At 54.6% G+C, this 13678-nt stretch carries 11 protein-coding genes; all 11 read right to left on the reverse strand.

Annotated features, from left to right (window positions below; genetic code table 11):
• Positions 1 to 5: 5 nt before the first annotated feature.
• Positions 6 to 353 (reverse strand): flagellar hook-basal body complex protein FliE, encoded by a 348-nt coding sequence (locus HF921_RS01660; protein ID WP_215860041.1) that lies wholly within the window; start codon positions 351 to 353, stop codon positions 6 to 8.
• Positions 354 to 463: 110 nt separating this feature from the next.
• A complete protein-coding gene (locus HF921_RS01665) occupies positions 464 to 868 on the reverse strand; it encodes a flagellar protein FliS (protein ID WP_215860040.1) in 405 nt (134 codons plus the stop codon).
• A complete protein-coding gene (gene fliD, locus HF921_RS01670; RefSeq protein WP_215893191.1) occupies positions 825 to 2429 on the reverse strand; it encodes a flagellar filament capping protein FliD in 1605 nt (534 codons plus the stop codon). Before fliD ends, HF921_RS01665 begins: the two co-directional genes overlap by 44 nt.
• Before the next feature lie 106 nt (positions 2430 to 2535).
• On the reverse strand, positions 2536 to 3999 hold the full coding sequence (locus HF921_RS01675) for a flagellin N-terminal helical domain-containing protein (RefSeq protein WP_215860038.1): 1464 nt from the start codon (positions 3997 to 3999) through the stop codon (positions 2536 to 2538).
• A 62-nt stretch (positions 4000 to 4061) separates the two neighbouring features.
• Positions 4062 to 7595, reverse strand: a complete 3534-nt coding sequence (locus HF921_RS01680) for a glycosyltransferase (protein ID WP_226834268.1) — start codon at positions 7593 to 7595, stop codon at positions 4062 to 4064.
• A 302-nt stretch (positions 7596 to 7897) separates the two neighbouring features.
• A complete protein-coding gene (locus tag HF921_RS01685) occupies positions 7898 to 8278 on the reverse strand; it encodes a DUF4915 domain-containing protein (protein ID WP_215893193.1) in 381 nt (126 codons plus the stop codon).
• 50 nt (positions 8279 to 8328) lie between these two features.
• A complete protein-coding gene (locus HF921_RS01690) occupies positions 8329 to 8628 on the reverse strand; it encodes a hypothetical protein (protein ID WP_215893194.1) in 300 nt (99 codons plus the stop codon).
• 22 nt (positions 8629 to 8650) lie between these two features.
• The gene (locus HF921_RS13515; RefSeq protein ID WP_215893195.1) at positions 8651 to 9388 is read right to left on the reverse strand and encodes a flagellar brake protein; all 738 of its coding nucleotides are present in this window, start codon (positions 9386 to 9388) and stop codon (positions 8651 to 8653) included.
• 15 nt (positions 9389 to 9403) lie between these two features.
• Entirely contained in the window at positions 9404 to 10636 is a 1233-nt protein-coding gene (gene flgL, locus HF921_RS01700) for a flagellar hook-associated protein FlgL (RefSeq protein ID WP_215860034.1), read from the reverse strand.
• Positions 10637 to 10647: 11 nt separating this feature from the next.
• Entirely contained in the window at positions 10648 to 12627 is a 1980-nt protein-coding gene (gene flgK / locus HF921_RS01705) for a flagellar hook-associated protein FlgK (RefSeq protein ID WP_215888597.1), read from the reverse strand.
• Positions 12628 to 12813: 186 nt separating this feature from the next.
• A partial coding sequence (locus tag HF921_RS01710) for a glycoside hydrolase family 73 protein (RefSeq protein ID WP_215893196.1) occupies positions 12814 to 13678 on the reverse strand: 865 nt, incomplete at its 5' end.

Consider the following 13678-nt stretch of genomic DNA (forward strand, 5'->3'; position numbering starts at 1 on the left):
ACGACTTATACCGGCATGCTGATCAAGGTTATGTATCCGCGCGTCAATTCATTTCGGATACCAATAAGCTCCTGAAAAGCAATGCTGCTCTTTTGCATGGAGAGCATGGTTTGTGACAGGGACGGAGCCCCGGGAACCTGGGCCGCAAATGCCTTTTCGTTGGCGCCGGCGGCGGCTTGTGCCTGCGAGACGATGGATAACCCGTGTGTAATCAGTGCTGCGAACCCGCTATGATCCGAGCCGGCACCGCCACCAGCCGCTGAGATGGTAGGCAAAGACGGAAGCGTCTCCGTTTTGAGTTGGAGCAGGCTCTGCGCCAAGGAGGCACCAACCGCCTGGATGGATGGGGTCACGTATATATTCTCCAAAGGATACAAACCGTTCCTTGGGAATGCAATAATTGTTCCAAAAATAACTTATTATTTTTCAGATCGTTGCGTGCCGTGGTTAAACGCGCCGCCCGTTAACGTTTCGCATGGAAAATGCTGTGCAGGTGCGCCAGCATGTGGATCGCCTCATCCAGGTCTTCCGTTTTCCCAAAGGCGTTACCATGCGCAATTTTGTTGAGAATGAATTCATACGCAATGCGAAGGCGGGGCGCCAAACCCGGAGTTGACGCGTCATGAGCCTCTTCCTGAATCGGCAAGGCCGCCGTCCAGAACTCAACGATGGCAAATGCATCAAAAAGCATCCGTCCCTGCTGCGCATGCTCGCGCTGCTCAATGGCACGTTTCGCGCCGGATAGCAAAGCAACACAGCGTTTGTAACCACGGTCCCACAGATCAATCGGGGTAGCGGTCTCATCGCGTACCACCTGATAAGGATTAGCCGCCACTGCTGCCCCCGAATAGATTGCTGAAGATTGCATTGAGCTCATTGCTGGTTTGGCCGGCAGAAGATGACGCATTCTCATAAGCTGAGAACTGTGCGATCATGGCCTGGATTTGTGCCTGAGTTGTTTTCTCATAGCTGGTGATCTGCTTATTCATCGCCGTAATCTGGTTTTGGTCGCTGTTTTCGGCTTGCTGTAGTGTACCATTGGTACCCAACGCGGAATTCAGAAGGCTCCCAAGACGTTGCGCGACTCCCTGGTTGAAGAAAAGGGTCGCCGTTGGGGTTACACCGGGGGCAATATTCAGAGACAATCCTTGCGCCGGACCATTCTCCACGGTCATGCTACCGTTGGTTCCAGAAGCACTATATCCATTCACCGTGCCTGAGGTTAGTGCGCTGCTGTTGGTGGTGACGTTTACTGTGTAGACGCCAGCGACAGTGCCGGCGGCAGAGCCTGCATATTGCAGGTTGGGGTTGCTGGACCCCCCCATGGCACCAAAAAGACCCAGCACTTGGTTATAATTGGTGCTTAAGGCGGATGTCAGTGCGGCACTGTCAATGGTGATGGTGCCACTGGAAGTCAGAGTGATCCCGGCATTCCCAAAGCCGATGGCATCGGCACCCCCCGAGACACCACCTGCCGTGGTAGTGGAAATTAAGGATAACATCTGATTTTCGATGCTGCTGATGATGGGATTCCCCATCAATGGTCCACCGCTGCCAGATTGCCCGCTGGCGGCCCCTGGCGTATAAGCAGTGGCCTTTTGGATGGCTGTGGATGCCGCGTTAAAGGCATTAACGAAGTTGGCGATGGCGGTCTTTGCCGCCGTACTGGATGGAGACACGTCTATCGTCGTGCTGCCGGTAGCGCTCACCGCAAAGGAAACTCCCGGGATCGTCCCTGAAAAGCTGTTTGTGGCCGAGGTGACAGCAATGCCATTGACCGTGGCGGACGCATTTTGTGCTGACTGACTTTCCGTCATCGTTGTGGTTCCGGAGGTGTAGGTAAACCCGGACAGTGCCGAACCGGTCGTGCTGATGGTAAAGCTGTTTGCGGCTCCCGTCTGATTGCCAGCCACTACCAACCGATAACCCGTTCCGTCATACACGAGGCTCGCGGATACGCCGGCGCCGGCGCCGTTGATCGCATTTTCAATACCGGCCAATGTGTTATTGGTGCTGGAGATCTGCACATTAACAGTAGTCCCACTTCCGACCGTTATGCCGATGGTGCCTGTGCCCACCGTGGTGTTTTGACTGGAAAAATCCTGACTATAGAGCGATTGGGCTGCCGCAAGGCCAGAGACCGTCACCTGATAAGTGCCAGATTGCGCTGTGTTATTTGCAGAGGCCGAAAGAATGCTGCTGTTTCCGACGGTGGCTTGGGTCTGCGCTAATGTAGAAAGATGATTCAATCCCTGTGTTGCACTTTGCAGCGAAGCCAGGATCGAGGAAATATTGCCCAGCGCGCTGATCTGTGTTTGCAGGGGAGTTTCCTGGCCCTGTAAAATCTTCACGGGAGCGTTATATTGATTTTCTGCCGCAGTGATCAAAGAGGTGACCTGACTGGAACTGAGTATACCGGATAGGGACATGCAAGCACCTGTTTAGCATCGGTAGTTTACCCACTACCAAGTGCGCTCTGATTCAGACGCACTTGGTAGTGGACACGGGGAGCGCCGAAGCGCTCCACATGGTGGTTTACGGAATCAACTTCAGATACGCCTGTTGCGTCTGGGTGGAGACCGAGAGTGCTCCGACACCCGCCTGCTGGAGGATTTGTGCCTGCGTCAGGTTTGTGCTGACCTGCGGGATGTTGGCATCTTGGATAACCGATCGCGCTGCCTGATCATTGGTAGCCGTGGTCTGCAGGTTGCTCAACGCGCTCTGTACCCGCTGCTGCACCGCACCCAGCTGTGTTCCCTGCTGATTCAACTGCTGCAGGGCGTAGCTGATAATAGTGATGGCATTGCTGGCACCCTGCTGGGTACCCACGTTCACCTGGGTCAGATTGATCAGCGCGCTGCCGCTGGTGACGCCGACATTAGAGCCACCGGAAACCGTGAAAGCGTTGGCGGACTGGAAGGACACCAACCCCTGAACCGTGGCGCCAGAGGTGCTGGTCGAAATAGTGGTGCTGCTCGTACCGAGCGAGACCGCGCCACTGAAATTGGCGATGCTCACGTTATTGCCGTTCACATCAGTTAAGACCAGTTGGTTACTGGTATTCACGGAGGCGGCGATACCTGTGGTGGAAGTGTTGTTATTCACCGATTGCACGAGGCTGGAAAGTCCTGCCGCTGTATCGCTGGTTACGCTCGCCGAAATGTTCACCGCGTTAGTCTGGCTGCCGCTGGTGCCATTACCGAGAGAAAAGCTGATATCGCCGGTAGACGTAACGTTGAACGCAACACTAGTATAGGCCTGTGCGTTGACCCCGGTCAGATTGGAGACATTATTAACACTGGCGGCAACAGAAGCTGCCGATTCGCCAGAAGAACTGACGCTCACCGATCCGCTACCGACACTGCCCAAGATGCTCATGCTGCCAGACGTGAAAGCGCCAGATGAGGAAATCACGTAAGAATTTCCGCCGGCAGTCCCATTTGCGGTATAAGTGCCGGAAGCCGCCGCCGTCTGATACACACCCAAGTTGGTCGCCGCGGTGCTGCCGACGCTGGCATCGATCACCTGACCCTGATTGGCGCCAACCTGAAACTGGACGCCGGCAAAGCTGCCATTCAGCAGGCTGATGCCATTGAATTGCGTCTGCTGCGCGATGGTGGACACCTGTGCCACCAACTGACCGACAGTGGATTGCAGGGATGCCAGATCCGCGCTGGTGTTGGAACCGTTGGCGGCCTGGACCGCGATAGTACGGACGTTCTGCAGGATGTTCGTCTGTTGGCCAAGGGCTCCGGTGGCGGTCTGCAGCAGCGAGACGGCCTGGTTGGCATTGGAAATGCCCTGGTTGGAACCGTTAATCTGGGTGGTAAAACCCTGGGCAATGGTGTAGCCCGCCGGGTTGTTAGCGGGGCTGTTGATGGAAAGCCCGGTGGACAACTGATTTTCCAGGCCGGTGATGGTCTGATTGGTGGTGCCCAACGAATTCAGCGCGGATAGCGCGGAAACGTTGGTATTGATAGAACCGAAAGCAGTAGACATGATTTTTCCCTCATTGTGGTGAAAGGATCTCGGCGCACCCCGTGGTGCCGCCTTATCTCCCTTTACGTCACGCTTGTGGAATTTGTCCTGGCGCGCGAGACGGTCCATGCCTCGACCCATACATCCAGATGGTCTTCCAGCATCCAGTGTGCCTCCACATGCGCCTTAAGGGCCTGTCCCGACTGTGCGAGCGCGGGACGGTCAGCCACCGCATCCTGGATAGCATTGAGCCAACTCTGGTAACGGTTTTTTACCCGCAGTACCGGGAACCCACCTTGATACGGGAAAATATCGGTGCAGACCACTGGAATACCCAATATCCCCATCTCCAGCAAGCGCAAATGACTTTTGCCTTCATTGAAAGGATGCATTTCGAGTGGGGCCACCGCCAGATCCAACCCCAGAGAGGCGACTTTTTGCGGGTATTGATCCAGTGGGACAGGCGGCACAAAAGTCACATAAGGACGCATTGCGTCAGGGCACATGCCCATAAACACCCAGTCAATGGATTGGTGCGTAGCCTTCACTACATCGGCAATCAATTCCAGATCACCCTGATGACTGACGCCACCGACCCATCCGACACGTGGCTTGCATCCTGCAAAGGGCTTCTCGCCGCCCCCAGCAGGGCAGCTGACCAGATTACCCCATCGCGCACGCTCCAGGTAGTTCGGTACCACATGGATATCATCGATCCAACCGCGATAGGCTTGCGCCAAAGGCTCGGTCGTTACCACCAATCTATCCATGGTCTTGAGCGCCGCGCGAAGTCGTGCGGAGAGATCCTTGTGCATCTGAGGGCGATGCGCGTTCTTCATGGGCAAATGAATAACCAAGTCATCCACTTCGAAGACCCGGAGCGTGTCCGGACTGTAACGTCGCCAGTTTTCGATGGTCGCCGACTGATGATCTTCCATTTGCAACTGGAAGATAACACTATCCGGCGCCAGTTGTGCCATTTCCGGTGGGGTCAGCAACTGCATGGATTCGATGGACTGGAGATGGCCAGAACGTGCCAGGGCTCGAGCCGGGGCAATAATCCGATACTCGCCGGTGCCTTCCCTATTGACCGGGTGAGCCAATACACGCGGACGCGGGCGCCAATCGTCCTGCCAGGACAAGGCTGGTACCATCTCATGCTGGAACCCGCGACCATGCCGGGTGAAGTTGGCATTGTAGGCGGTATCCCGCCGCATTTTATTCCACCACTTGCGGAACATGCGATCGTTGCCTTCGGACAGGACATTCTGGGCCTTCTTCACGGCTTCCGGACTACCTTCGGTCTCGGCACGCTGGCTAGCAGATCCGTGGTGCATCAGAATGGCATCCGGAGTCCAGACCGTACGGTAACCATTGGCACCCAATTTGAGACAAAGATCCACGTCATTAAACTGAATAGGAAACTGCGAATCGAACCCGCCGACCTCCAAAAAAAGCGATTTGCGTACCGCCATGCAGGCCGCCGTAACGGCTTCATAATTCTGGGTGAGGATCAGGCGGCCATAATATCCACGCTCTGTGGCGTCAGCCCCTAAAGAAGGATGATCGGCGGCCCCGCCAGACAAACCAATGATCACGCCTGCATGTTGTATTTTTTCATTGGGAAAGAGCAGCTTCGCGCCAACTGCGCCGATGGCTGGACGTAGAGCGTGCCGCATCATATTGCGCAGCCATTCCGGATGTAGACAGGCGGTATCGTTGTTCAGAAAAAGGAGAACCTCACCGCGTGCCATTTTTTCTACAGCAGCGTTGTGCATGGCTGTATAGTCGAAAGGGCCTGGGTACCGGAATACGCGCAGGCGGCCCTCCATTTGCTCTTCGTTGGATTCCAGGGCGTCCAGATAGTTACAGGCATCCGGTGCGGTAGACCCGTTATCTATGATAACAATCTCGTAATTCGGCCATTCTGTTTGTGCGAGGACAGACTCCACGCATTGACTCAGGTAACCAAATTGATCCTTGGTGGGAATCAGTATCGTGACCAATGGCTCGCGTTCTAGTTCGTACACCACCCGATAGGTAGCCGGCACAGGACCATATTCCACCGTGGCCCGCTCGCCGGTACGCTGTAAATGGGCAAGAAGAGCTGCCCGCCCGGAGTCCACGATGGTATTTACGGAGAACTCCCCACTCCCGGAGCGATGACCGCGATGATAGAGTATCCGCGCCACATGGCCGATCAGTGGTTCAGCGTTTTCAGACAAAACCTCCGCAGCCCGCAGGATGGCGTCATACTCCTCGGCGCCGGGGAAAGAAGACGTCAATCCGCCGATGGCTTTGAGAAAGTCCTTGCGAATGGCGAACAATCCACCGATATAAGGGAGACTACGCAGCGTGTCGAGATGGAAATCCGGCTTGCAATGCGGATGACTATGCCGACCGTGGTCGTCTACCAGATCTTCATCGCTATATACTGCACGCCATTGCGGATGCGCGGCTATGGATACCCCCAGACGGGCCAAGGCATCTTCTGCCAGAAAGTCACCAGAGTCTACAAAAACAACCCATGCATCTTCCGGATTGGGAAGCGCAACAATGGCATCGTTTATGGGGAAGCCCTGAACTACTGACCAAGCAGTTGGCAATTCAGGCCAAAGAATGGGAATTTCCGTGGATGCTTGCAGGACGATTACCGCGTTCGGAGTGACAATTTGTTTGACCAGGCTTTGCACTGCGCGCTCGGCAGACTGCACATTACGTACCGACTGACGGAGGACGACCTGGAAAATTGGCGCGGTTGGAGATTGCCGAGCTTCTAGCAGCCATTCCCGCTCCTGTGCTTGTAATGCTTGGTTTTGTCGCCAGATTTCCTCTGGCGTTGGAGTCGATTGCAACTGCATTTGAACGCAGTTGCGGTCCTCGTCAGCGGACGGCAGCGTATCCGACGCCATTTCGTCCGCCGTGGCGCTTAAACGAGCTGTGAAGAGATGTTGCAAAGCGGTCCATTCATCAAAGGCTTGCGGAGTGACGCCATGCAAGGCGCCGCCCTGAATATTGATCAGTACGGTATGATCTGGGCGACCTTGATGACTGAGTCGCACATCGGGCACCAGCCCCGTATAAAGCACCTCGTACCCGCAAGCCTGGAGCATATCTGCTGCGGTTTTCTTGGTGAAGAACCGCAGGTGGGTTATGTCGAGCAAACCGCTATCGGCATACGGCCAGTCGCCCGCGCACACCTGCCGCATCACGCCCAGGTTGCGTACGTTGGGCAAGGAAACGATAACCTGAGCATCATGGGTCAACATGGGGCGAATCCAGCGCAAAAATTTCCAAGGATTCTCCAGATGCTCCAGTATGTCAGCAAGTATAAGCGTGTCTATCGAGGCAGTTTTGATGCCAGCCGAAGACAAATCACTAAGGGTGGGGTCTTTGGCGCTGGTTACCACCGCATCCAGTAGCTGTCGGGCTCTGTTGAGGGAGTCTGGATCAATATCCATCCCGATTACTCGCGCATCCGGCCACTTTTCTTTGATGAGCTTGCCCGTAGCGCCGCCTCCGCAGCCGACATCCAAGACGAGTCCTGGGCTACGAAAAAATGCATGAACTAGTTCAGGGCGTGGATGGTTGTGATATTCCTCGAAATGATCGGACATGTGTTAAAAAATCCCCAGAGCAATAAATCCATTAACGCTAAAATGCAATATTTATGCCAATTATTGCTCGGCGTGCTTCCCGCTCCTGCGTTGACTCCCTAATACCCTAGAAAAACATGCAATCTCGCGCATTCGTTGGTTTTACCGGCCAGTTTTTCTTCTAATGATCGGATACTATCTAATGCACGGGTACGCTCATATATCAAAATACGTTCTACCCAGAACAGGAATTCTTCACGGTCATCAAATATCAGCAGATCATAGATTTCTTGGCAGGGAACGACGATTCTATCAATCTCTGTTCATGTTTTGGTATCAAAAGCGACGATTTTTGCCTGCTGATGCTCACCCTCTACCACGTTACGCGAAGCACTTAACCCAACAAAGAGTATCCCGTCCCGCCAGGCAAGCCCACGTGAATAGCCGCCAATGTTCAAGGTGCGTTGTAGAGTGAATTCCATCGTGTACTGCCTGATATTTCCAGTCTCTGAGTCGCAAAGATACGGATAGCCGTCCCGTGCTGTGAGGATGGAATGCGGTTGGCTCAGACCTTCAAGGCAAGGATTTTGGGTGCCATGAATAGACCGAAGAAAACCACGGGTAGCGGAATTGTTTTTGTAGCCACGCGTCCCTGTAAAATCCCCAAAAACTGTAAAACACAGTTCTTCGTGGATGATTCCCAAACAACTAATATGCCACGAATCACGTTGTTCAGAGAACTGCCATCGTTCCACTACAGTTTTTTTGCAACGTCCCACTGTAAGATCTCTGAAGTTTCGGCGGAGACGAGATAAAATCCTTGTTCAGTGAGCAGAACATCATGAATATCTGCCCACGGCCCACGATATTCTTGTCCACCTTCAGCGGTGGTGAGTACTACCGCACCCTCAGCCTGAACAGCACGAGCCAACTTCCCATGCGCCAGCGATAGTCCGCATGTGGGCCGATCATCCAAACAAATAATAGCATCGTTGCAGCATGAAAAAACGCCACCCCCTTGATTTGGAGCGCTAAAAATAATGCCGTCGAACACATGCAGGACACCCTTACCAGGGCTAGCGCCGTAACAGTAATTGCTGCTGGCGAGAGACATAGGCTTCCAGCGCATTTTGAAACGGCTGTGATGGATCAATAAACTGAACACCCAACAGCACACGCTCGCGCCCGACTGAATGGTCATCGGGTGTGCCTACCTTTTCCATGCGCACAACCTGGGCGGTACTTCCGTAATGCTCGCCCTGCAAGTTCACGGTGATTTCCAGTCGCTGCCCAATTTCTATCGCAACTGGACATTCGAGATAAGTCGAGAAAGACAGTTGCGCACCGGTAATACTTAGGTCATGGGCAAAGGCCGCTGTTGACTTGTAATCGACATGATCATCCCATTGAACCGTCAGGCTTTGTGCGGTATCCAGGTCTACGGGTACCCGGTAGGCACTACGACGCTGAGTACGCAGCAAGACCTTTGGAAATGCCAATGTCACCGCATCATGACCATCACTGTGCCGGATAACCCCATCCGACATTGTCTGAAATCCATAATGATAGCCATCCTCGGCGCGACGCCAGCGCACAGTTACTATCGTACCCTTTTGGGGGATTCTGGAATGCCCTGCGCCAACATCCAACAATATGTTTGGTGTTGCGTCTTTCAGAAAATACATGTTGGACGATGCATCTTCAAAGAACAGTTCCACCAACGCTTGCTGTGCACGTGCGGAAGCAATAATGCGAGCTATCGCTCCCTGAGGGATTGCTTCCCAACCGACAAAATTTTCGTGGTGTGGATGCACAGGCTGTCGCTCCTCTTACAGTTTGAGAGTCGTAAAGAGGTTCATTCCTTGAATGGCGGAAAAGGCACCAAGCGCCGCTTGCAGTGCCGTGCTGCCCTGCTCAAAGGCCGTTGCCACTGCCGGGAGGTTGGCGGAGATGAGGCCGCTTTGGGTGATGGCATCATTGGTCTGCTGGGTGGAGTTTGTCTGACTGACTGCGTTGATTTGGGCCAATGAACTGCCGACGGCGGCCTGTCCGGTCAGCAGTCGAGTGAGGCCTTGATTGAAATTAGACAAGATGTTATTCATCCCCTGATCAAATTGCGCGCCTGGCGCACCGCCGGATCCTCCCTGGGAGAGCAGGGTAGACATCTGCTGCACAGTTTGGAAGAGGCTCTGGTTTTTAGCGGGAGCAATGGTAAAAACATCGCCGGCCGCAGGTGTGCCTTGCAAGGTGAACTGACTGCCCGCCACATCAATGACCGTATTTGGTGTATATGCGCCACTGGCGACCGTGGTTCCCGATGCGTTAACGATCGCGTACCCGGAAGCCCCCGCGGATCCTGTGCTGAATTGCAGCGAGTAGGACTGATTCTGCACGTCCATGGCGGTGGCTGCGGCCAAGTTCGTAACGCCACCCACGGCCACCGTTGCTGCACCAACATTACCGCTTGCCGCGTTCACTGCGGCGTATCCATTACCTGTAGGAATATCCATCAATAAAAATTGCCCAGAAAGTGATGTCGGGATCGTCAAGCCTGGCGCGATTTGCAGACGATTCGTGCCGGCATTTCCTTCATAGGAGACGGTGCCGCCATTGAGCGCGAAAGGACTGGTACTGCTCTGGCTCCCAGACAAGAGATAATTACCGTCCGGGGTTTGAGAGTTGCCTAGCTGTAGTAGCTGTTGCAATCCTTCGTTCACAGAGATGGCCAGCGCCTGTCGGTCCTGTCCGTTCACGGTTCCATTGGCGGCAGTAAGCGCCGTTTGCCGCAAAGACTGCACCAGGCTGCTGATGCTACCTATGGTGGAAGACAGGGTCTGCAAACTGGATTGCGCCAACCCGGCGGTTTCTCCGTCAAGCGTGAGTGCGGCAATTTGTTGCGTGATTTGCACATTCTGGGATGCAGCCGTCGGATTGCCTCCTGGATTGCTGATCGCCTGACCAGTGGCGAGCTCCTGGTTCAGCATCGTGAGTTGCGACTGGTCCGCCAGAATGGCATTGGTAGGCAAGGCGTAGCTATTGGGGGTGCTGATGGCCGAAATCACGATTTCGCTCCTTATATCGATTGCAGCAAATTCTGGAAAAGGGTGTTGGATGTCTGAATCACCGCAGATGCTGCCTGATAGGCTTGCGTGTAGCTTACCACCAGAGCGGCTTCTGCATTCAGGTTGACGCCCGAGATATTGGAGAGTGCGGTTTTTGCCTGGGTCAACGTAGTCTGTGCCACAGCACCGCCCTGATTAACACCCTGCAGCAGGTTACCATAGGAGTTCGACATGTCTGCGGTGAACTGATTGAGCGAGCCCGCAGAGAGTGCCGGCAGGCTGGCCGCTTGTGACATGGATACGGCATTAGCATTGCTTCCTGGAGCGCCGCTGCTCAAAGTAAAAGTGTCTCCAGAAGCTGGTGTACCACCAGCCCAGGAAAAAACAAAAGCGGATCCGGACGCCAAGGAGTTGGAAGGATACTGCACCTCTAGCGCGGTAGTGCCACTCGCGGACCATGTGCCAGACGCAACAAAGGCCCCGCCACTGGTCGTAACGTTGAATTGCGTGCCGCCTGAAAAGGTGACGGTCAAGGGTTGCCCGAAGAAGCCGGAAGCAATCACTGCCGCGCCCGATGCAGCCGAACCTGATGGCGCCAGTACCATCCCTGAAGACAGAGTTTCCGTGCCTGCATTGGTATTGACCAATCCACCATTTTTCAGGGATCCAGCGCTCGCCACATAAGGGGCCGCGGCCGCCACCTGATTGGGATTAGTCATGACTACTCGAAACGAGCCAGCGGTACTGCCTACCGGATTCACCAAATAGCTATCCCCTGTCGCAGGGGTGCCACTGATACCCACGGTCATACCGCCAAAAGCTAACTGACCTCCAGAAGCAGTCATCGCTGTGGTGCTTCCGGTACCGTCATTTGTAACGTTCCACTGAGAGCCGTTGTATTCCAGCGTGAAGGTGGTGGGGGGGGTGGCGGACAGATCGGTAATCGTCGCCGAAACAATGGCACTACCCGAATTGCTCCCGGCAGGGAAAACCTGCGGGCCACTGACGGCAAACATTGGCCGACCGATGTTACCATTGAGATCCACACCCTGGGCCTGCTGTGTATTGGTAACCGCGGCTATGCCTTGTGCCAGTAATCCAAATTGTAACTGAATAGTGCTGACCTGCTGCTGCGCGGTAATGGCCCCGCCGAGCTGACCACCCGTGATCTTGCTGGTAAGTACCTGCCCGGTGGGCTGGTAAATAATACCAGCCTGACCGGCTTGCTGATAGGTGCCGCCCGTTTGCACCCGAAGTTGCAGACTTTGGCTTCCATCTACCAGTGTCGCACCGCTTTTCGTGGCAACGATCAAGGTCCCGTTGGGTTGCTGGATGGTGCTGATACCCACTTGGCCAGCCAGAGAAGTCAGAGCGGCACTTTGCTGGTCCAGCAGGCTATTGGGAACTTGGGCTCCCTTTGGGTTTTTTAGAATTTCTTGGTTGATCGACGCCAGTTGAGTGCTCAATCCGTTAATCGTCGATACCGATTGCTGCATCTGCTGCACCAATGAGGTTTGGGTGTTACTGATGCTTGTGGTCGCGTTCTGATATTGCGCGGCCAAGCTCCCCGCCTGCGAGAGCACGCTTTGCCGATTGGGAATGCTGGAAGGATTTGTCGATAAAGTCTGCACGGATGCAAAAAACGCTTGGATGGCTGCCGGAAGTCCAGATTGAGTGAATCCCACTGGGAACAGGCTGGAAAGGGTGCTCAGTGTGTTGGCTTGCCCGCTGAAGGTCGTTGCCAGGGAGGTTGCATTGAGCACCTGGTTCTCGGCATAACTGCTGAAGTTGCGCTGAATCGACTGCGTGCCAACACCTGCGCCCAGAGAACCATAGGCCTTGGGCTGGCTAGCATTTTCGGAAAGGATGGCGGTCTCTCTGACATAACTCGGTGTATTCTCATTGGTGATATTGTTGGATACGGTCTGCAGAGCGTTTTCGCTCGCTAGTACGCCGGACAAGCCCACTTGGAGAATGCTGGTTAATGACATCGTTGGTGCTCCTTCTATAAATCACGCCACGCAATTTTCTTTCGCATCCTACCTAGGGGTTACGACACAAATGCCGTTCCTGTGCAGACGCTAACTTGCACGGCCAGTTCTGCCTGTGGGGTAAAGCGAGGAGAAGTCATATCAGGCAGACGCCAATCCCCAGAACTAAGAACCACCGGTATTGCTTCATGGTGCACTCAAAATATGGGACCAGACCGGCAGTTGTGCCACTTGCATGATTTTCGCGGCATATGCCGGGTCGGTAGCGTAGCCACCGCGGACAAGACCTTGAACGAATGCTTGCGCATTGTCTCCAGTCTCCATCGCTTGTGGGTAATGTTCTTTGATGAGTCGCGCGTAGTGCTCCATACAGCCCCCGATACTGGAAAAGGCACGGAAAGCCGCAATGGTCGGCGTCAGGATACCATCGACCACTTCGTTTGTTGGTGCCAGTACGCTGGGCTCACCAGGAAGAGCTTTGATACCGAACAAGTTATTCCCAATCATATGGGCGCCCCAACCCGTTTCCAACGCCGCCTGGGCCAGAAGCAGTTTCGGAGCAATCCCCAGAAGCCTGCCAACGCGCTTGGCGAGAGGGATTAGTTGCGCGACAAATGCCCGTGCCGAAGCGGAAAGCGTGGCTGAAGAACCCATATTCCCCCCTGCCCACCCTGCGTTCGGCAGCGATGGCTCAAGAATGATTGGTGGTGTTTCCCCGATAGGGGCCACTGTCGACGCGGGAATACCCAATGCTTTATCCAGTATCGGAACGAGGCCCATCCCATTGCCGGTCTGCGACAATTGCGTGGACAGAGACTGCAAAAGCATCGCCTGATAAGTGCCAGCGCCGGCAGCGGAACCAAAGAGCTTGGGCATCATGCGCTCGAGCAATTGATCAATAAATACCCCAGCAAATTGTTCAGCTGTTTGTGCAGCCTGAGCATAGCTGGCGGCGGGGTTTTCTCTCTGTGCGCTGGTTGCACCCTTTCCATTCAGGGCAGATCTTCCGACCATGGATACTTGTGTCACGTCCTTGGCGGGGGGGGGGGGG

This window comes from Acidithiobacillus ferriphilus, from assembly GCF_018854775.1.
Taxonomy (GTDB): domain Bacteria; phylum Pseudomonadota; class Gammaproteobacteria; order Acidithiobacillales; family Acidithiobacillaceae; genus Acidithiobacillus; species Acidithiobacillus ferriphilus.